The organism is Nitratireductor sp., assembly GCF_017794765.1.
Lineage (GTDB): Bacteria > Pseudomonadota > Alphaproteobacteria > Rhizobiales > Rhizobiaceae > Nitratireductor.
In genome coordinates this window covers 403,264-422,754 of sequence record NZ_CP051236.1, presented here as the reverse complement: position 1 = coordinate 422,754, position 19,491 = coordinate 403,264, and the positions used below count along the sequence as shown (strand labels likewise).

The 19,491-nt window shown below is 60.6% G+C and carries 16 protein-coding genes; 10 read left to right on the top strand and 6 right to left on the bottom strand.

Annotation, left to right across the window (positions count from 1 at the left end; translation table 11 throughout):
- Window positions 1-7: 7 nt before the first annotated feature.
- Together HF949_RS02000 and msrA are read left to right on the top strand one after the other, a co-directional pair.
- Window positions 8-790 (top strand): succinate dehydrogenase iron-sulfur subunit, encoded by a 783-nt coding sequence (locus tag HF949_RS02000; protein ID WP_065816939.1) that lies wholly within the window; start codon window positions 8-10, stop codon window positions 788-790.
- A 154-nt stretch (window positions 791-944) separates the two neighbouring features.
- Window positions 945-1,586, top strand: a complete 642-nt coding sequence (gene msrA / locus HF949_RS01995; protein ID WP_292898049.1) for a peptide-methionine (S)-S-oxide reductase MsrA — start codon at window positions 945-947, stop codon at window positions 1,584-1,586.
- Window positions 1,587-1,644: 58 nt separating this feature from the next.
- On the opposite strand, the gene HF949_RS01990 is transcribed toward msrA, so the two are convergent.
- From HF949_RS01990 to HF949_RS01980, 3 genes are all read right to left on the bottom strand, one after another.
- The gene (locus HF949_RS01990) at window positions 1,645-2,760 is read right to left on the bottom strand and encodes a Glu/Leu/Phe/Val family dehydrogenase (RefSeq protein WP_292898048.1); all 1,116 of its coding nucleotides are present in this window, start codon (window positions 2,758-2,760) and stop codon (window positions 1,645-1,647) included.
- 129 nt (window positions 2,761-2,889) lie between these two features.
- Window positions 2,890-3,327 (bottom strand): OsmC family protein, encoded by a 438-nt coding sequence (locus HF949_RS01985; RefSeq protein WP_292899968.1) that lies wholly within the window; start codon window positions 3,325-3,327, stop codon window positions 2,890-2,892.
- Window positions 3,328-3,374: 47 nt separating this feature from the next.
- Window positions 3,375-4,619: a ubiquinone biosynthesis hydroxylase gene (locus tag HF949_RS01980; protein ID WP_292898047.1), complete on the bottom strand. Its 1,245-nt coding sequence runs from the start codon at window positions 4,617-4,619 to the stop codon at window positions 3,375-3,377.
- A gap of 125 nt (window positions 4,620-4,744) precedes the next feature.
- Here HF949_RS01980 and tesB point away from each other — a divergent pair, with 125 nt between their 5' ends.
- The 6 genes from tesB to HF949_RS01950 all read left to right on the top strand — a co-directional run bounded on the left by tesB (window position 4,745) and on the right by HF949_RS01950 (window position 11,984).
- A complete protein-coding gene (tesB, locus tag HF949_RS01975; RefSeq protein ID WP_292898046.1) occupies window positions 4,745-5,611 on the top strand; it encodes an acyl-CoA thioesterase II in 867 nt (288 codons plus the stop codon).
- A 218-nt stretch (window positions 5,612-5,829) separates the two neighbouring features.
- Window positions 5,830-6,168 (top strand): P-II family nitrogen regulator, encoded by a 339-nt coding sequence (locus HF949_RS01970; RefSeq protein WP_065816944.1) that lies wholly within the window; start codon window positions 5,830-5,832, stop codon window positions 6,166-6,168.
- A 28-nt stretch (window positions 6,169-6,196) separates the two neighbouring features.
- Window positions 6,197-7,540, top strand: a complete 1,344-nt coding sequence (gene amt, locus HF949_RS01965; RefSeq protein ID WP_292898045.1) for an ammonium transporter — start codon at window positions 6,197-6,199, stop codon at window positions 7,538-7,540.
- Window positions 7,541-7,750: 210 nt separating this feature from the next.
- Entirely contained in the window at window positions 7,751-10,297 is a 2,547-nt protein-coding gene (locus HF949_RS01960) for a DNA translocase FtsK (RefSeq protein ID WP_292898044.1), read from the top strand.
- 106 nt (window positions 10,298-10,403) lie between these two features.
- Window positions 10,404-11,039, top strand: a complete 636-nt coding sequence (locus HF949_RS01955; protein WP_292898043.1) for an outer membrane lipoprotein carrier protein LolA — start codon at window positions 10,404-10,406, stop codon at window positions 11,037-11,039.
- A 135-nt stretch (window positions 11,040-11,174) separates the two neighbouring features.
- Window positions 11,175-11,984: an exodeoxyribonuclease III gene (locus HF949_RS01950; RefSeq protein WP_292898042.1), complete on the top strand. Its 810-nt coding sequence runs from the start codon at window positions 11,175-11,177 to the stop codon at window positions 11,982-11,984.
- Between the two features lie 87 nt (window positions 11,985-12,071).
- On the opposite strand, the gene HF949_RS01945 is transcribed toward HF949_RS01950, so the two are convergent.
- Both HF949_RS01945 and HF949_RS01940 read right to left on the bottom strand, forming a co-directional pair.
- A complete protein-coding gene (locus HF949_RS01945; RefSeq protein WP_292898041.1) occupies window positions 12,072-12,527 on the bottom strand; it encodes a cyclic nucleotide-binding domain-containing protein in 456 nt (151 codons plus the stop codon).
- A gap of 55 nt (window positions 12,528-12,582) precedes the next feature.
- A complete protein-coding gene (locus HF949_RS01940) occupies window positions 12,583-13,266 on the bottom strand; it encodes a response regulator transcription factor (RefSeq protein WP_025031550.1) in 684 nt (227 codons plus the stop codon).
- Between the two features lie 156 nt (window positions 13,267-13,422).
- Between HF949_RS01940 and HF949_RS01935 the strand changes: the two genes are divergently transcribed.
- Window positions 13,423-13,971, top strand: a complete 549-nt coding sequence (locus HF949_RS01935; RefSeq protein ID WP_292898040.1) for a L,D-transpeptidase family protein — start codon at window positions 13,423-13,425, stop codon at window positions 13,969-13,971.
- Window positions 13,972-13,996: 25 nt separating this feature from the next.
- Here HF949_RS01935 and HF949_RS01930 read toward each other — a convergent pair whose 3' ends face one another.
- Window positions 13,997-14,578 (bottom strand): peroxidase-related enzyme, encoded by a 582-nt coding sequence (locus HF949_RS01930; protein WP_292898039.1) that lies wholly within the window; start codon window positions 14,576-14,578, stop codon window positions 13,997-13,999.
- A gap of 123 nt (window positions 14,579-14,701) precedes the next feature.
- On the opposite strand from HF949_RS01930, the gene HF949_RS01925 reads away from it, so the two are divergent.
- Entirely contained in the window at window positions 14,702-19,486 is a 4,785-nt protein-coding gene (locus HF949_RS01925) for an NAD-glutamate dehydrogenase (RefSeq protein ID WP_292898038.1), read from the top strand.
- Window positions 19,487-19,491: the final 5 nt, after the last annotated feature.

Genomic DNA, 19,491 nt, shown 5'->3' with positions numbered 1-19,491 from the left:
GGAAATCATGGTTGAAATCACCCTTCCCAAGAATTCCCGCGTCAAGGAGGGCAAGGTCTGGCCGAAGCCCGAGGGCGCGACCAATCTGCGCGAATACAAGATCTATCGCTGGTCGCCGGATGATGAAGAAAACCCGCGTGTCGATACCTATTATGTCGACATGGACGATTGCGGACCGATGGTCCTCGATGGGCTGATCTACATCAAGAACAAGATCGACCCGACGCTGACCTTCCGCCGCTCCTGCCGCGAGGGCATCTGCGGCTCCTGCGCGATGAACATCGACGGCACCAACACGCTTGCCTGCACCAAGGGCATGGATGAGGTTGCTCAGGATGCGGTGAAGATCTACCCGCTGCCGCACATGCCGGTGGTCAAGGATCTGGTGCCGGATCTTTCCGTGCCCTATGCACAGCTTTCCTCCATCGAGCCGTGGCTGCAGACCATCACGCCGGAGCCTGCGACCGAGTGGAAGCAGAGCCATGAGGACCGCACCAAGCTCGACGGGCTTTACGAGTGCATCCTGTGCTTCTGCTGCCAGACCTCGTGCCCGAGCTACTGGTGGAATGGCGAGCGTTATCTCGGCCCTGCCGTGCTGCTTCAGGCCTATCGCTGGCTGATCGATTCGCGCGACGAGAAGACGGGTGAGCGTCTTGACAATCTGGAAGACCCCTTCCGGCTCTATCGTTGCCACACGATCATGAACTGCACCCAGGCCTGCCCCAAGGGCCTTAACCCGGCCAAGGCGATCGCCAACATCAAGAAGATGATGGTCGAGCGCCGCGTCTAGAATACGTCTTTCCTCCCTGCCCGCTGTCTGTCACGGCAGGGAGGATCGCTGCCCTCTCTCTTCAGCTTCATTCACCTCACGCAAGCGTGTAGCGGGTTGATTTGAATTCGCCGGCCTACGTTGTAGCTCTGTGGCGAATACAGGAGAGATATCGATGTTGCGACGTTCCCTTTTGGCCGCGGCCTTTTCCCTTACCGCCATTGCGACGTTTTCACAGCCAGCATCGGCTGAAAAGCAGACCGCCATATTCGCAGGGGGCTGTTTCTGGTGCGTCGAGGCCGATTTCGACAAGGTCCCCGGCGTGCTCGACACGGTGTCCGGCTATGCGGGCGGCAGCACGGAAAACCCGACCTACCGCACCTATTCCTCGGGCGGCCACCGGGAGGTGGTGAAGATCGATTTCGACGATGCGACGGTCAGCTATGACCGGTTGCTGGAAATCTTCTTCCGTTCGGTCGACCCGACCGATGCCGGCGGCCAGTTCTGCGACCGGGGCGAGAGTTATTCAACAGCAGTCTATGCGCTTGACGATGCACAGAAGGCTGCAGCCGAGAAAGCCAAACAGGAAGCAAGCGCCGCGCTCGGTGGCAATGTCGTCACGCCGATACTCGGGGCTGCTAAATTCTGGCCGGCGGAGGATTACCACCAGAATTATTACCAGAGCGACGAGCGCATCCTCTCCCGCTTTGGGCTGGTGAAGAAGAAAGACGCCTACAAGGGCTACCGCGAGGGCTGCGGTCGCGATGCACGCGTTCGCCAGGTCTGGGGTGAGGCGGCCTTTACGGGGATCAAGTGATCCGCGTTTGAACTGAGCGGGCTGCGCCCATCGCGCGCAACCCGCCAGTTGTTCAGCGCTACCGCGCCGCGTTAATCCGCTCAAACGCGATCTCTGCGGCCACATCGTTGGTGGCGCGCTTCTGTGCCTCGGCGCGGGTGAAAATGTCTGCGAGAGTCTCGGGTATCTTCGCCACTTTCGCCATCGTGGCTTCACGGTCGTAGCCGCCTGGCGCGAGCTCGGCTGCAACGTTCAGAAGCCCGCCGGCATTGATCACATAGTCAGGCGCATAGAGCACACCGCGCTCCATCAGGAGCCGGGCATCCTCGTGTCGGACCAGCGGGTTATTGGCGGCACCCGCAACAATCTGCGCGCCGAGCGCCGGGATCGTTTCGGAAGAGAGCACGCCACCCAGCGCGCAGGGGGCGAATACGTCGGCGTTCACTTTCAGAATGTCGTCCAGCGCAATCGGTGTTGCGCCGAATGTGTCTTTCGCCTGCTCCATCCGGGCTGCGTCGATGTCGGTCACCGAAAGCCTCGCGCCTTCCGCGTGAAGCTTTTCGCACAGGGTCCAGCCCACCGAGCCAAGCCCCTGCACGGCAACGTGCACGCCGTCGAGCGTGGCGACGCCACGGTGCTTCAGCGCGGCCTTGATCCCCAGAAACACGCCATGGGCGGTCACGGGCGAAGGGTTGCCGCTGCCGCCCACGGTGGTGCCGGTCACATTTGGGGTACGCTCGCGCAGAAAATCCGCATCAGCGACGGTGAAACCGACATCTTCTCCGGTGAAATACTGGCCGTCGAGCGCTGCCAGCATCTCCGCATAGGCCTCAAGCAGGGCCGGCGTCTTGTCGGTCTTGGAATTGGCGATGATCAGTGCCTTGCCACCACCGAAATCCATGCCCGCCACCGCCGACTTGAATGTCATTCCGCGCGACAGGCGTAAGACGTCGGTGAGGGCCGCCTCGAAGCTCTCGTGCGGCCATACACGCGTACCGCCGAGACCGGGACCAAGCGCGGTGTTGTGGATTGCCACGATGGCGTTCAGACCACGTTCCCCGTCGCGGCCGTGCCAGACGCGTTCGTGATGATCGAACGCGTCCAGCTTCGCGGCCTCGGCCGTGATGTCGGTTATGGTGAGTGAGGGTTTCTGTGCCGCGGTTTTCAGCGTCCGCGGTGTGTGAGTATGCAGCATGCCATTCCTCCCGAACGACTTGTTTCGTAAGGAAATTCTAGCTGCATCGCCTGATTTTTGGTTGCGAAGTGGTGCCATCGAACGACCTTCCATTGCGTCGGCCGACGGTTTTTCATCGCGAAAGTGTCGTCAGCCGTATTTGGCGTCCAGCGTTATCTCGATTGCGCCGAGCGCCTTGGAGACGGGGCAGGAGGCCTTGGCCTTCTCGGCGATCTCAACGAATTTTGCCTCGTCGAGATCCGGCACCTTGCCCACAAGCGTTAGGGCGCTTTTGGTAATCTCGAAGCCGCCGCCTTTGGCCGGCTGCAGGGAGACGTCGGCTCGCACGTCCAGCTTCTCCGCCGGTGTGCCGCTCTCGGCCAGCATGTGGGAGAGTTGCATGGCGAAACAGCCGGCATGGGCGCCCGCGATCAACTCTTCGGGATTGGTGCCCGTCTTGCCGCTCTCGTCCTCAAAACGGGCCTTGAAACCGAGGGGCAGGCCCGAAAGCGCACCGCTCTGTGTGTTGAGGCTGCCCGAGCCTTCGACCAGTGATCCCTTCCAGGTGACGTCCGCATGCCGTTTCATTGCCATGGTCTTCTCCTTATTGGAAATAGTGCGTTGAAGCCAAAAGGCTAGATCGCCTCTCCGCGCAGCAGTCTCGGCGTGCCGGGGGCCAGTCCCGAAGCCTGCTGGATGAAGTAACGCTTCATGGCCGGCATTCGTTCAACCAGGCCAAGACCAAAATCACGCAGCGCCCGCACCGGGCCGATATCGTTGGAGAACAACCGGTTCAGAATGTCGGTTGTCACACCCATCTGCACCGTGTCGAACCGCCGCCAGCGCTCATAGCGCTGCAACACGTCGAGCGCACCGATATCCTCGCCCAGCCGTTCGGCCTCCACAATCACCTCGGCCAGCGCTGCCGCGTCCTTGAAGCCGAGATTCAAACCCTGCCCCGCAATGGGGTGGATGCCATGCGCCGCATCGCCCGCCAGTGCGAAGCGCGGTTTCACGAATTCGCGCGCCAGCGTGAGCCCCAGAGGCCACGCGCGGCGCGGGCCTTCCACGCGTATCTCGCCCAGTTTTAGGCCGAAGCGCAGCTCCAGCTCCTGCTCGAAGACGAGGTCATCCTCGCTCACGAGGCGCTCAGCATCTTCCGTGCGCTCAGTCCACACGATGGACGAGCGGTTGCCTGTCAACGGCAGCGTTGCGAACGGGCCGGCGGGCAGGAAATGCTCCTCCGCGCGACCATGGTGCGGGCGCTCATGCGCCACGGTGCAAACGATGCCCGACTGGCCGTAATCCCACTTCACCGTCTTGATACCGGCCATGTCGCGCAGGCGCGAGCGCACGCCATCGGCAGCAATGAGAAGCCGGGTGCGGCAGGTCGTGCCATCTGCAAGGCTCACCGTCACATGGCCACCCATATTGGCAAAGCCGTCGACTGCGACACCGTCAATAATCTCAATGCCGCTCTCGGCAGCGCGGGCGCGCAATGCGCCATTCATCACGCGGTTCGGCACCATGTGGGCGAAGGGCTCGCCCTCCCCGGCCTCTCCTCCAAAGGTGAGAAACACCGGCCGCACCACATCGGCGGTGCGCGAATCGGTGATTTCCATCTCTGTGATGGGCTGAGCTTCCGGCTCTATCTCTGTCCAGCAATCGAGCCGTTTGAGCATGCGGCAGGCCGCAGCCGCGATGGCCGAAGCGCGCCCGTCCCGCTGCCACACCCCTTCGGGCGCGGCGTCCACCAGCGCCACTTTGAGACCTGGCTGGGCGCGCACAATGGAAACAGCGGTCGCCAGCCCCACATAGCCGGCCCCGGCGATCAGGATGTCGAGTTCGCGCCTGGATGTCTGTTTCGTATTCCTGGCCATAGCGGCACCTCATTTAAATCAGCGTTCCAGCGTGTCTTTGACCCAATCCGGGGGGGCTTGACTTGGTTCCCGCCTTCGTCTTGGAAACGGTCAGCCATACATTTTGCGCCGGAGGGAGCCCATTCATGTCGTCGGCCATGCAAGACCTGCTTGCCATACTCGATCTTGAGACGCTCGAACACAATCTGTTTCGTGGTCGCAGTCCGCAATCGGCCTGGCAACGCGTTTTCGGCGGGCAGGTGATCGGTCAGGCGCTCGTCGCCGCCCAGCGCACCGTCGATGCCGCCCGTCATGTCCACTCGCTCCATTGCTATTTCATGCGGCCTGGTGATCCGGCAGTGCCGATCATCTACGAAGTGGATCGCATCCGCGATGGCGGCAGCTTCACCACCCGCCGCGTGGTTGCCATTCAGCATGGCCACGCCATCTTTTCGCTCTCCGCCTCTTTCCAGAAAGAGGAGCCCGGCCTCGATCATCAGCTTCCCATGCCTGAGGGCGTCACGCCTCCGGAAAATCTGCGCACCCAGCGCGAGTTTCTGGCCGAGTTTGGCGAGCGTGTGCCGGAAAACATCCGGCGTTACTGGGCGCGCGAGCGTCCCATCGAGGTGCGACCGGTCATCATTGAGCACTATACCAGCCGCGACAAGCTGCCGCCGCGCCAGGACGTGTGGATCCGCACCACGGGTCCGGTGCCGGACGATCGGGCACTGCAGGCCGCTGTGCTTGCTTATCTTTCCGACATGACGCTGCTCGATACCTCCACCTTCGCCCATGGTCGCAACGGGTTCGATCCGGATATCCAGATGGCAAGCCTCGACCACGCCATGTGGTTTCATCGACAGCACAAGCTTGATGACTGGCTTCTCTACACGCAGGACAGCCCATCGGCGCAGGGCGCGCGTGGCTTCTCCCGTGGCAGTCTCTATGCGCTTGATGGCACGCTGATCGCATCTGTTGCTCAAGAAGGACTGGTGCGATTGCGCACAAAATAGGCAAAATGAAAGTTTTGCCTATTTATTGCGCAGATCTTGCGGCGCCAGATTCTCCTCTGCCCGAGCGGGCCGATTATTTTAATATATTTTTCAATAGCTTGAAGCTTGTTCATTCGAACTGGCACGGCATTTGATTCTCCTTTGCTGTCGCGGTCCGCATGGCGGTTCGCGCGATGCAGGCAACCCGCGGGATCCCGCAACAGCAAAGGTGAACTGCCATGAAAATAGTGATGGCAATCGTCAAGCCCTTCAAGCTGGAGGCCGTGCGCGAAGCGCTCACCGGCCTCGGCATCCAAGGCCTCACCGTCACGGAGGTCAAGGGCTACGGACGACAGAAAGGACACACGGAAATCTATCGCGGCGCCGAGTACGCCGTGACCTTCCTGCCCAAGGTCAAGATCGAGGTGGCGGTCGATTCCGACATGGTCGACCAGGTGGTTGAAGCCATCGTCGAGGCCGCCCGCACCGGACAGATCGGTGACGGCAAGGTCTTTGTCCACGCGCTCGACAAGGCGGTGCGCATCCGCACCGGCGAGTCCGGCGTCGAAGCCCTTTAAGCGGCAGCATATTCCGATGGAGAATCAGATGATGTATCGAACACTGAAGAGCGCCGCGGGTCCGCTGGCGCTGGGCGGGCTCGCGCTGGCAGCCATGTCCTTTCCGGCTCTGGCACAGGATTCCGCTGAGGCGGCCCCGGAATTTGCCTCGGCTTCCGAGACGGCGTTTATTTTCAACACCCTGCTCTTTCTCATGGGCGGTTTTCTCGTCATGTGGATGGCGGCGGGTTTTGCCATGCTCGAAGCGGGCATGGTGCGCACCAAGAATGTTTCCATGCAGCTCTTGAAAAACGTCGCGCTCTATTCCATCGCCGGCATCATGTACTGGGTGGTGGGTTACAGCCTGATGTATGTGGATGTGTCGAGCTATATCGGCACCTTCGCGCCCTATAGCTGGCCCGCTGCCGGTACGGCCAATGAGGGCGATTATTCCGTCGCCTCCGACTGGTTTTTCCAGATGGTCTTTGTCGCCACCGCTGCTTCCATCGTCTCGGGCACGCTGGCCGAGCGAATCAAGCTGTGGCCGTTCCTGATCTTCGTCGTCGTGCTCACCGGCTTCATCTATCCGATCGCAGGTTCGTGGAAATGGGGTGCCGGCTGGCTCGATGCCATGGGCTTCCAGGATTTCGCTGGCTCCACTCTGGTTCACTCCGTGGGTGGCTGGGCAGCTCTTGCCGGTGCGATCCTTCTGGGCGCGCGCAATGGCAAATTTTCCTCCGACGGCAAGGTCTCGCCAATTCCAGGGTCCAACATGGCGCTTGCCACACTTGGCACCTTCATTCTCTGGCTCGGCTGGTTCGGCTTCAATGGTGCCTCGCAGCTTGCCATGGGCTCCAATGCCGATGCATCCGACATCAGCCGCATCTTCGCCAACACCAATCTGGCCGCCGCTGCAGGTGTCGTCGCTGCGCTGATCCTCACGCAGATCCTCTACAAGAAGGTCGACATCACCTTTGTGCTCAATGGTGCTCTGGCCGGTCTGGTGTCGATCACCGCTGAACCGCTCACGCCGAGCCCGTTCATGGCCATCATCATCGGTGCCATTGGCGGTGTCATCGTGGTGCTCACCGTGCCGCTGCTCGACAAGCTGAAGATCGACGATGTTGTCGGTGCCATCCCGGTTCACCTGATTGCAGGTATATGGGGAACGCTCGCCGTTCCGCTCACCAACAGCGACGCCAGCTTCGGTGTCCAGATCGTCGGCATCGTTGCCTATGGTGTCTTCACCTTCGTCGTCTCCTTCGTGGTCTGGATGATCCTCAAGGCCACCATGGGACTGCGCGTGAGCGCGGAAGACGAGATGAGTGGTCTCGACGTCGCCGAGGTGGGTGTCGAAGCCTATCCCGAGTTCATGCCCATGCATGGGCGTTGATCGGGCAAGCACTTGCCTGACAATCGGCCTTCGGGCCGGTTGCCTTCCTGAAGGGGCCCGGTTCGCCGGGCCCTTTTTTATTGATTTGAGAAATTGCAACCCGCCCCTCCATGGTTAATGCCGTCTTAACCATCCGCTCGCTAGGGTCACAGGCGAGTCATCACGGCGCGTTTCGCGTCGAAAGCAACGCGCGAGCGGAGAATTGAGCGCATGAGTTCCGGGTCTTCGGCATTCTTGGCGATGGATGAAAACAGCTACGGTCTGCAGGCCTTCCTGCGCCGTCAGGCAGCGCGTGCAGGCGGCCTTGCGCTGCTTGCCTTCGTGGCGTTTGGTGTGGCGGCGCTTGCCACATGGAACGTTGCCGATCCGAGCTTCAGCCATGCCACTGCCAATCCTGTCACCAATGCGATGGGGTATCCCGGGGCGGTTTTCTCCGATCTTGCCATGCAGTTTTACGGCCTGGCGGCGCTGATCGGGCTTGTGCCTGCGGTGTGCTGGGGCGCTCTTCTTCTGCTCGGGCGGCAGATTGATCGTACCGTGAAGCGCGCCGGTGCATGGTTCCTTGGTGCGGTTCTGGCCGCCGGCATTGTCGGCGCTTTCGCGCCGCCGCCAACCTGGCCCTTGCCCACGGGCCTTGGCGGCGTGCTGGGGGACATGATCCTTTCCGTCCCTGCGAAATTCACGGGCGCTTATCCGCGTGGCTTTGCAGGTTTCGTCATCGCTGCCATTCTCGCGGTGCCCGCCGGCTGGTTGCTTGTCTTCGGTGCGGGTCTGGTCTCGCGTCCGGATGCGGAAGAGTTCGTCGACGATCTGGAAGACGAAACCGCCTTCGATACGCTGGACGATGAGGAAGAAAGCGGAGGTTCGGTCATCCTTGGCTATATGGCCCATTGGTGGTTGTCCTTCTGCGCATTTTTCCGACGCAACCTTGTCCGTGCCGGCCCTCGCGATAGCCATCGGATGCGGGCGATGGATCTGGACGAGGATGAAGAGACGGGCTTCGACGATTTTGATATGGATGCCCGGGTTGAGCCGGACTTCAACGAGGCGCCTGCAGCCCCGCGCGCGCGCGTTGAACCCGAATTTGACGCCCCGGTGCCGCAGCCTATTGCCGCATCATCGCGGCAGGCAGTGTCCGCGCCTGCGACGCAACGGGTTGAGAATCCTGCACCAAGACCGGCGGAAGGTGCGCGTGTTCGCCGCGAGGCACAGCCCTCTTTCCTCGACAGCGGAACCTTTGAACTTCCAGAACTCCATCTGCTTGCGGAACCAAAAACCTCGACAAAGGACCCTTCGCTTTCCCGGGATGCGCTGGAGCAGAATGCCCGCCTTCTCGAAGGCGTTCTGGAGGATTTCGGCGTCAAGGGCGAGATCATCCATGTGCGTCCGGGCCCCGTGGTCACGCTCTATGAGCTGGAGCCTGCACCCGGCATCAAGTCGTCGCGTGTCATTGGCCTTGCCGATGACATCGCCCGCTCGATGAGCGCCATCGCGGCTCGCGTCGCGGTCGTCCCCGGCCGCAACGCCATCGGCATCGAACTGCCGAATTCCACGCGTGAAACCGTTTATCTGCGCGAGCTGCTTGCCAGCCGCGATTTCGAGGCGAGCAAGGCCAAGCTTGCTCTTTCGCTGGGCAAGACCATCAATGGTGAAGCGGTGATCGCAGATCTCGCAAAGATGCCTCACCTTCTGGTGGCCGGTACCACCGGTTCCGGCAAGTCGGTTGCCATCAACACCATGATCCTGTCGCTGCTCTACCGCATGACGCCCGAGCAGTGCCGCCTGATCATGATCGATCCGAAGATGCTGGAACTGTCGATTTACGATGGCATCCCGCATCTCCTGACCCCGGTTGTGACTGACCCCAAGAAGGCGGTCGTCGCGCTCAAATGGACCGTGCGGGAGATGGAAGACCGCTATCGCAAGATGTCCAAGGTCGGCGTGCGCAACATCGAGGGCTTCAACCAGCGTGTCGTTGCCGCCAAGAAGAAGGGCGAGACGATCAAGCGCACGGTGCAGACGGGCTTCGACCGCGAGACGGGCGAGGCGATCTACGAGAGCGAGGATCTGGATCTCGAGCCGATGCCCTTCATCGTCGTCATCATCGATGAGATGGCCGACCTGATGATGGTCGCCGGCAAGGATATCGAAGGCGCCGTGCAGCGTCTGGCTCAGATGGCGCGCGCCGCCGGCATCCATGTGATCATGGCCACACAGCGGCCTTCGGTGGACGTCATCACCGGCACGATCAAGGCGAACTTCCCGACACGTATCTCCTTCCAGGTGACATCGAAGATCGACAGCCGCACGATCCTGGGAGAGCAGGGTGCCGAGCAGCTTCTGGGCATGGGTGACATGCTCTACATGGCCGGTGGCGGGCGTATACAGCGTGTCCACGGCCCGTTCGTTTCCGATGGCGAGGTGGAGAGCATCGTCAGTCACCTGAAGATGCAGGGCGTGCCGGATTATCTTGACGCTGTTACCGAGGATGATGACGAGGAGGATGGCGGGTCTGCCGGTGGCGGTGGATCGGGCGGCGGCAATCTGGGCGATTCTGCCGATCCCTACGATCAGGCGGTTGCGGTGGTTCTGCGCGACGGAAAGGCGTCCACCAGCTATATCCAGCGCCGCCTGGGCATCGGCTACAACCGTGCCGCTTCGATCATCGAACGCATGGAGGAAGAGGGCATTGTCGGCCCCGCCAATCATGCGGGCAAGCGCGAGATTCTCGTGCCGACGGAGCAGGACGAGGTCTGATCATGCCCGGCGCTGGAACCGGCGTCGGCACTGGCCGTTAACCTGCAGCCAAATTTCGGCCCTACTGGTTGGTTATTCGGGAGGGCAAATGTGGAGATCGAACACGATGAATTTTGGGGTAACCGACTTTCTGGCCCGGCGTATCGCGATCGCGGCGATCGCTCTGTCGGCGTTGTGCGTTGCGCCTCTGGCGGCGCAGGCTGCGCAGAGTGCTGACCAGATCGCGGCGCATTTTTCCAGCGTCCGCACCATGATGGGCGAATTTGTGCAATTCGGGCCGCGCGGAGAGCAGACCGGCGGCAAGTTCTATATCGAACGGCCGGGCAAGATCCGTTTCGACTATGAGGAACCGTCAGGCTTTCGTGTCACCTCGGACGGCAGTTCGGTGGTCATTATGAACAAGAAGCTCAACACGGCGGACCTTTACCCGCTCTCGAAAACGCCGCTGAAGCTTCTTCTCGACGAGCGTATCGACCTCTCGGGCGACAAGGTCCAGACCGTGCGTGAGGACAATGATCTCACGACGATCAAGATGTCCGACAAGTCCGTTTTCGGAGATTCGACCATCACCATGATGTTCGACACGAATTCATATGACCTGCGCCAATGGACCATCACCGATGCGCAGGGCAAGGACACGACGGTCATGATTTTCAATGTCCAGCAGGGCGTGACCTTCGATCCAAGCGTATTCAAGATCGATTACCGGCGGGTTGATGAAATGAGCCGCAACGGGCGCTGATACCTGCGAATTGGCGCGTGGCCGGGCTGTGGAAAGTCCGGCCTTTTCTTTTGTGGCAGGCCGATCTGCTTGTCATTCTTTCCCGTTCCGGGCAGGTTTGCGCCTCCTGCAAGCTTTCTAGCCCGGACTGTCTCCATGCCCTTCACCATCGCCACCTGGAACATCAACTCCGTGCGGCTGCGCATGCCGCTCGTCGAGCAGTTTCTGGAACGGTATAGCCCGGACGTCCTTTGCCTGCAGGAAACCAAATGTGCCGATGACCAGTTCCCCGCCGCGGCTTTCCGAAAGGCTGGATATGAGCACATGGCGATCCATGGCCAGAAGGGTTATCACGGTGTTGCCACCATCGCGCGCCGCCCGCTGAAACTCGTTGAAAAGCGCGCGTTTTGCGGGATGGGCGATAGCCGGCACATTTCCGTATCCCTGGATGCGGGCGCGGGGCGCACCGTCCTTCTCCATAATTTCTATGTGCCGGCCGGTGGCGACGAGCCCGATCCGGAGATCAATCCGAAGTTTCGCCACAAGCTTGACTTTCTTGCAGAAATGCATGCGCTGCGCGCCGAAGAGAGCGGCAATTCGGGGACCATTCTCGTCGGCGACCTCAATATCGCGCCGCTCGAAACCGATGTCTGGTCACACAAGCAGCTTCTCAAAGTCGTCAGCCACACACCGGTCGAGACCGAGGGGCTGGAAAGGCTGCGGAAGGAAGGCGGCTGGGTGGATCTGATGCGGGAGAAGATACCGCCGGAGGAGAAAGTCTTTACGTGGTGGAGCTATCGCGCCAAGGACTGGGCGCTCTCTGATCGTGGACGCAGGCTCGACCATATCTGGTCGTCGCCCAATCTCTCACCGGCGCTGAACCGGATCGAAGTGCTGCGCGAGGCGCGTGGGTGGGACCGGCCGTCTGACCACGTCCCTGTCATAGCAGGCTTCGACTTCGGCTGACCGATTTTTCGGGAATTTCACGTATTTTCAGCGAAAACGCCTTTTTTGAAAGAAAAAGGGGTAAAACGTGCGTGTTTTCCAAAAAAATCAGTCGGCGAATCGCGCTGCGATTTGCTCCATCCGGGAGATCATGAGTTGCAAATTATCGACAATTCTCTCATGCAGGCGGACCGCTGTTTCGGGGAATTCCTCGAGGATCCGGTGAAAGCTTGAACGACTGATCCTCACAAGCCGCGTTTCGCTTTCAGCCATCGCATTTGTCATACGGCGGCCTTCGACAATCAGTGCGAACTCGCCCATCATGTCGCCGGGCCCAAGCCTTTCGACAATCTGTCGTTCGCCATCCCGTTCGGTAAACAGAACAACGCTTCCGGAGGCGACGATGAAGGCGCAGTCGGCAGGTGCTCCTTCGGCATAGATTTCCCGTCCGGCGGAAAGCGTCATGCTTTCGGCGCCGAATGCCATGAGGCGCAACTGTTCGCGCGTGAATCCCTCAAACAGACCCACGCCGGACAGAATGCGAATATCATCGTCCAGCGCCATTGACGTTGTCCCCGACCCGTTCCCGGCGATCCCCGAACGCCCTCATGGCGCAGTCTCACGGAACGAGCTTATAACCACCGCTTTCTGTCACAAGAATTTCAGCTTTGGAAGGATCGCGCTCGATCTTTTGCCGAAGACGGTAGACATGGGTCTCGAGCGTGTGGGTGGTAACGCCGGAATTGTATCCCCAGACTTCTTCCAGAAGGATGTCGCGCGTCACCACTTTCTGCTCGGCGCGATAGAGGTATTTGATGATCGCGGCTTCTTTTTCTGTCAGGCGGATCTTGCCGCCGCGTTCATCGATGAGCAGTTTCTGCGAGGGCTTGAACGTATAGGGACCAACGGCGAAGGTGGCGTCCTCGCTCTGCTCGTGCTGGCGAAGCTGGGCACGGATGCGGGCGAGAAGCACCGCAAAGCGGAACGGCTTCGTGACATAATCGTTGGCGCCGGCCTCAAGGCCAAGGATCGTATCCGAATCGGTGTCCTGCGCCGTCAGCATGATGATCGGTGCACGATAGCCGCCCTTGCGCAGAAGCTTGACCGCTTCACGCCCATCCATGTCCGGCAGGCCGACATCCATGATGAGCAAATCGACAATCGCGTTGCGTGCAGACTGAATGCCCTTCGTGGCCGTGTTCTCCTGAAGAATATCGAATTCCTCATAGAGCGACAGCTGCTCGACGAGCGTCGTCCTCAGGTCTTCGTCATCATCGACGATTAGGATGGTGCGTGACGTCATGGTTGTATCCACTATCCAGGAAAAATGCTGCCGATTCAAATGGAATTGCAGTGTTGACCGTTCCCGCTTTATGCGAAACCTAACAGTGCGAGAACACCATGGCGAACATTTGTTCCAATCAATTTAACGTAAGCTGACAGGTGGATATTCCTCAAGATGACGTGTGAAGCCGGCAAATCGATTCCTCTGATCGAGGTGCGACGCAGACCGGGCAGGCCGACCGAGGGCTTGATGACGGTGGGCCCATTCGTCTTTCCATGCGCGCTGGGGCGAACAGGCACAGCGATGCTCAAGCGCGAAGGGGATGGTGCCACTCCAATCGGAGAATTGCGGTGCCTCTATGGCTATTTTCGTGGTGACAGAGCCCCTTCCGGGCCGCCCAAATGCCGTTTTTCGCTTCGGCAGATCAACGACGGGGATGGGTGGTGCGACGCGGCGGGCGACCGCAATTACAATCGCCCGGTTCGTCTTCCTTATCCGGCCAGCCATGAACGCATGAGGCGCGAGGATCGTCTCTACGATATCTGCATGGTGTCGGACTGGAACATGCGGCCGGCAATCCGCAATCGCGGCAGTGCAATTTTCTTTCATATTGCCAAGCCCGGTTTCCCGCCCACCGAGGGCTGTATAGCCGTATCGCCTCGCGCCATGGCACGCATTCTGCCGCTCATCGGCCCGACTACGCGAATCAGAGTGTATCGGTAGCCGGGTCGTCGATCGCTCCTGACGGTCAGTCTGCTGCCGGCTGGCGCGCCATCGCGTGATACTCCTCATTGGGGTGCATATCGACGGCAGCGGCCATGCGGTTTGACATGTTGAAGAAGCTGGCGACGGCGGCAATGTCCCAGATGTCGCGCTCGGAGAAGCCGGCCGCGCGCAGCGCTTCCCGATCCGTTTCCTCAATCTTTGCAGGGCTTTCGGTAAGTTTGACGGCGAAATCAAGCATCGCCTTTTGTCGCGGGTCAAGTTTTGCCGCCCGATAATTCATGACCATGAGTTCGCCCAGCACCGGGTCGCCGGATAGCTGACGAACGGCGGCGCCGTGAGCGGTGAGGCAGTAGAAGCAGTGGTTGATGCTCGACACCGTGACGGCAATCATTTCGCGCTCGAGCTTCGTCAGAGCCGAATCACCCAGCATCAGATCGTTGTACATCTGCGTGAACGCTCTGAGCTTGTTCTCATCGAACGCGTAGGCGCGGAGAACATTGGGCACGAGGCCAAGTTTCTCCTCGCACTTTTCGAAATAGGCTCGGGTATCCTCGCTCAGCGATTCGAGCGGGGGAAAATGCAGTGCAGTGACCGGTTTCGTCATGATGCAGACACCCTTTCGATAGGAATAGGTTGTATTCAGCCTGCACGGTGGAATGACGGGTCGTCAAACCGCTTTTGTCTGAATACGATGGGCCAGTTTGGTCAACCAACAGGGATTTTCGGCATGGTAGCCAAAGCAAAGACCTCCAAGACCGCGAAAAAGGGCGGACCGATGGGCAAGGTCCTGCATGAGATCATCAGCGCGCGGACGCCGGCGGAGGATCTTCACCCCTATGACGAGGCAGCGCTGCTGCGTGCGGCCGAGGATGCTGTCGCCGCCATCAAGGCTCACAAGCCGGGAACCAGCGTTGTACGGATAGACAATGTTGCCGGGATCGAACGGCTTGGCCGCGCGGTCAGCGTCCTGACGGTCGTGAATGACAACATGCCGTTTCTGTTCGATTCGGTGCTGGGAGAACTCAGCGATTTCGGTGCTGAAGCGACACTCGTCGCGCATCCGGTTCTCGTGGTTCGCCACAGCAAAAAAGGCGTGGAAGAGATTGTCGGCGACGCAGCCGGCACAAAACCCGCTGCCGGTGAGGACAAGATCAGCCTCATTCACGTCCATCTTCCCCGATTGTCCGATGACCAGTGCAAGGAGCTGGAAACTCGCCTCAACGCAACACTGGCGCAGGTGCGCGCGGCGGTGGTCGACTGGAAGCCGATGCTTGCCCGGCTCGATCAGCAGATCACCGAATTGCGCTATGCCCCCGTGCCGCTGGACAAGGATGCTGTTTCAGAAGCAATCGCCTTTCTGGAATGGCTGCGCGACGACAATTTCACGTTTCTCGGCATGCGCGAGTTTCGGTATTCGGGAGGCGAGGAGAACGGGACGCTGGAGCGCGCCAACAAGAAAGGGCTGGGCATTCTGGCCGATCCGGACGTTCTCGTTCTGCGCCGTGGCAAGGAGGCGGTTTCGACCACTCCGGAGATTCGCGCCTTTCTCCATGGCCCCGATCCGTTCATCGTGACCAAGGCCAACGCCAAATCGGTGGTTCATCGCCGTGCCTATCTCGATTACATCGGCGTCAAAACCTTTGACGACAAGGGAAAACTGACCGGTGAACTGCGCATTGTCGGCCTGTTCACCTCCACGGCCTACACGCGATCGGTGATGAAGATCCCGTATCTGCGGTCGAAGGCCGAGGCTGTTATCGCCAAGTCCGGATTTGCACCGACCGACCATTCGGGCAAGGCACTGATCAACGTTCTGGAGTCCTATCCACGCGACGAGCTTTTCCAGATCGGTCTGCCGATCCTGCGCAAGCATGCGGAAGCGATACTGGCGCTGGGAGAGCGGCCTCGTGTCCGCGCGCTCTACCGCATCGACCAGTTCGACCGTTTCGTCTCCGTGATCGTCTTCGTGCCGCGGGACCGATACGATTCACAGGTTCGTATCGAGATCGGCAACTACCTCAAGACCGTCTTCAAGGGACGGGTTTCAGCCTATTATCCGGCCTTCCCTGAAGGCACACTGGCACGTGTCCATTTCATCATCGGACGTTCTGGCGGCAAGACGCCGCGCATCGATACGGAGACGCTTGAGGCGGGCATTCGCAAGATCGTGCGAACCTGGGACGATGCCCTGCAGGAAGCGCTGGAAGAAACCGGGGCAGACCGCAGGCTCGCAGCCGTCGCCGCGGCGTTTCCAGAGAGCTACCGCAATGGTTTTTCTGCCGAAACGGCGCTAATCGATGCCGAGCGTATGGCCAAGCTCTCCGAGAGCAATCCCATCGCCATCGATTTTCACAGGCATGATGATCAGGATGAAACGCAGGCAGCACTGAAGATCTATCATCACGGCACCCCGGTTCCGCTGACGGAGCGCGTTCCGCTGCTTGAAAACATGGGCTTCCGTGTCATCTCCGAGCGCACCTTCGAAGTCGGCGATGCCGACGATGAAGAGAGCGCCCAGATATTCATCCATGACATGGAGCTGGAAAACGCGTTCGATGGGCCAATAGATCTTTCGGACAACGGTGTACTGTTCGAGGAACTGTTCCTTTCTGTCTGGCGCAAGGAACATGACGACGACCGGCTCAACGCACTGGCGCAGAGAGCCCGCCTTCGCGTCGACGAGATCGCGATTCTGCGCGCCTACAGCCGCTTCCTGCATCAGGCGAGCATTCCGCAGAGCCAGGATTTCATCGCCGCGACGATGAACCGCTATCCGCATATCGCGCGAAAGCTGTTTGAATTGTTCGTACTGCGCTTCGACCCTGCCAAGGCAGGGAAGGCGAAGGCTCGCGATGAGGCAATGGCGCTGAAGAGCGCGATGGAGACAGATCTCGATGCGGTGCCCAACCTCGACGACGACACGATCATCCGGCGCTTCCTCAACCTGATCGAGGCAACGCTGCGCACCAATCATTATCGGCCAAAAGCCGATGAGACAGTCCGCTCACTGGCGCTGAAATTCGATTCTCGCGCCATCACGGGCCTGCCCCAACCGCGGCCGTGGCGCGAGATTTTCGTCTATGGGCCAGAGGTGGAAGGTGTTCACCTCAGGTTTGGACCGGTGGCGCGCGGCGGCCTGCGCTGGTCTGACCGGGCACAGGATTATCGCACCGAAGTGCTGGGCCTGGTGAAGGCACAGCAGGTCAAGAATGCTGTGATCGTGCCGGTGGGCGCGAAGGGCGGTTTCTACCCGCGCCGCCTGCCGGAGAATGGCAGCCGCCAGGAGGTGTTCGAGGCAGGCCGCGCGGCCTACATCAATTTCATCTCCAGTCTTTTGTCGCTGACCGACAATCTGGATGGCGACAAGGTCATTCCGCCAGAAGGCGTGGTGCGCCACGACGGCAACGACCCGTATTTCGTGGTGGCGGCCGACAAGGGAACGGCGACCTTCTCCGACACCGCCAATGCGATCAGCCAGGCGCATGATTTCTGGCTCGACGACGCCTTCGCCTCCGGCGGTTCCGCCGGCTATGACCACAAGAAGATGGGCATCACCGCACGGGGCGCGTGGGAAGCGGTGAAGCGGCACTTCCGCGAGATGAACCGCGACATACAGACCGAACCTTTCACGGCAGTGGGCGTTGGCGACATGTCGGGCGATGTGTTCGGCAATGGCATGCTTTTGTCCACCTGCACCAAGGTGGTGGCGGCGTTCGACCATCGCGACATCTTCATTGACCCAGACCCTGACCCGGCGGTGTCCTATGCCGAGCGCAAGCGTCTTTTCGACATGGGGCGCTCGAGCTGGCAGGATTACGACACAAGCAAGCTTTCCAAGGGCGGCATCATCGTTTCGCGGGCCCAGAAATCGATCACGCTCAGCAAGGCGGCAGCCGATGCCATCGGGCTCGACAAGACAACCGCCTCGCCGACCGAGATCATGACCGCGATCCTGAAAGCACCGGTCGATCTCCTCTGGTTCGGTGGTATCGGCACCTATGTGCGCTCACACACGGAAAGCAATCAGGACGTGGGCGACCGGGCCAATGATGCAATCCGCGTCACCGCGCGCGAAGTGGGCGCCAAGGTGATCGGTGAGGGCGCCAATCTGGGCATGACGCAGCTGGCGCGCATCGAGTTTGGCCGCCATGGCGGGCGCTGCAACTCCGACGCCATCGACAACTCTGCCGGCGTGAACTCTTCCGACGTTGAGGTGAACATCAAGATCGCGCTGGCGGCGGCCATGCGTTCCGGCGCGCTCGAGCGGCCGGCGCGTGACAAGCTTCTGGCCGAAATGACGGATGAAGTCGCCGAGCTGGTTCTGGCAAACAACTATCAGCAGACGCTCGCGATCTCGCAGGTTCAGAAGCGTGGCATCCCGGAAATGCCGCATCAGGCGCGGATGATGACCCTCTTCGAGCAGCGCGGGCTGCTCGACCGGGCGGTGGAGTTCCTGCCCGGTCCGCAGGAACTGGCGGACCGGGAAAGCCGGGGTGAGCCGCTGACGCGCGCCGAGGTGGGCGTGCTGCTTGCCTATGCGAAGATCGTGCTCTTCGACGAGATCGTCGCCAGCAAGGTGCCGGACGCGCCGCATCTGGAGGAAGATCTTTTCGCCTATTTCCCAGGCCGTATGGCGAAGAAATACGAAAGCGAAATCCGTTCGCACCGGCTGAAGCGCGAGATCATCGCCACGGAACTGGCCAATGACGTGATCAACCGCGGCGGACCCAGCTTCGTGACGCGGCTTCAGGACCTGACAGGGCGACCGGCAGCCGACATCGTCGCGGCCTTCGCCGTGGTGCGTGAGGGATTTGAACTGCGCAGGATCTACAAGGCCATCGATGCGCTGGACAACAATATCGACGGTATGGCGCAGCTCGATCTCTACCAGCTCGTATGGCGGCTGATCTATTCGGCGACGTCCTGGCAGCTCAAGAACGACAGCGATAAGGAAACCGTCGGCGCACGGATCGACCGGCTGCGGGCTGCGCGCAAGGCGCTGGAAGGCAAGCTCATGCCGATGCTGCCGGCCTTCATGCGCGAGCGCCTGGAAAACCGCCGGGCGCAACTTGTGGCGCTTGGCGCGCCGGAGGATCTGGCGAAGAAGCTTGCGTTCCTTTCGGTCGCGGAGATGGTGCCCGATATCGAACTGGTGGCCGAGAAAGCCGGTGCGCCGCTGGAAAAGGCCGCGAAAGCGTTCTTCGGCATTACCGATGCGTTTCGCATCGGGCGCATCGAGGACGCCGCGCACACGATCGTGCCGTCGGACTATTATGACGGGCTGGCGCTTTTCCGCGCGACCGACATGATCAGCGCGGCGCGGCGCGGGATGACGATCGCCGCGCTTACCGACTATGGCAAGGAGGAGGATCCGGCGGAAAAATGGGTCGAGGCCGGCGGTGAGCATGTGGTGCGCGTGCGCGAGAGGCTGCAGTCCCTCGTGGAGGGCGGCGAAATCAGCGTGTCGCGCCTCACTGTGGCCTCGGGTCTGATGAGCGATTTGAGTGTCTGATCTCG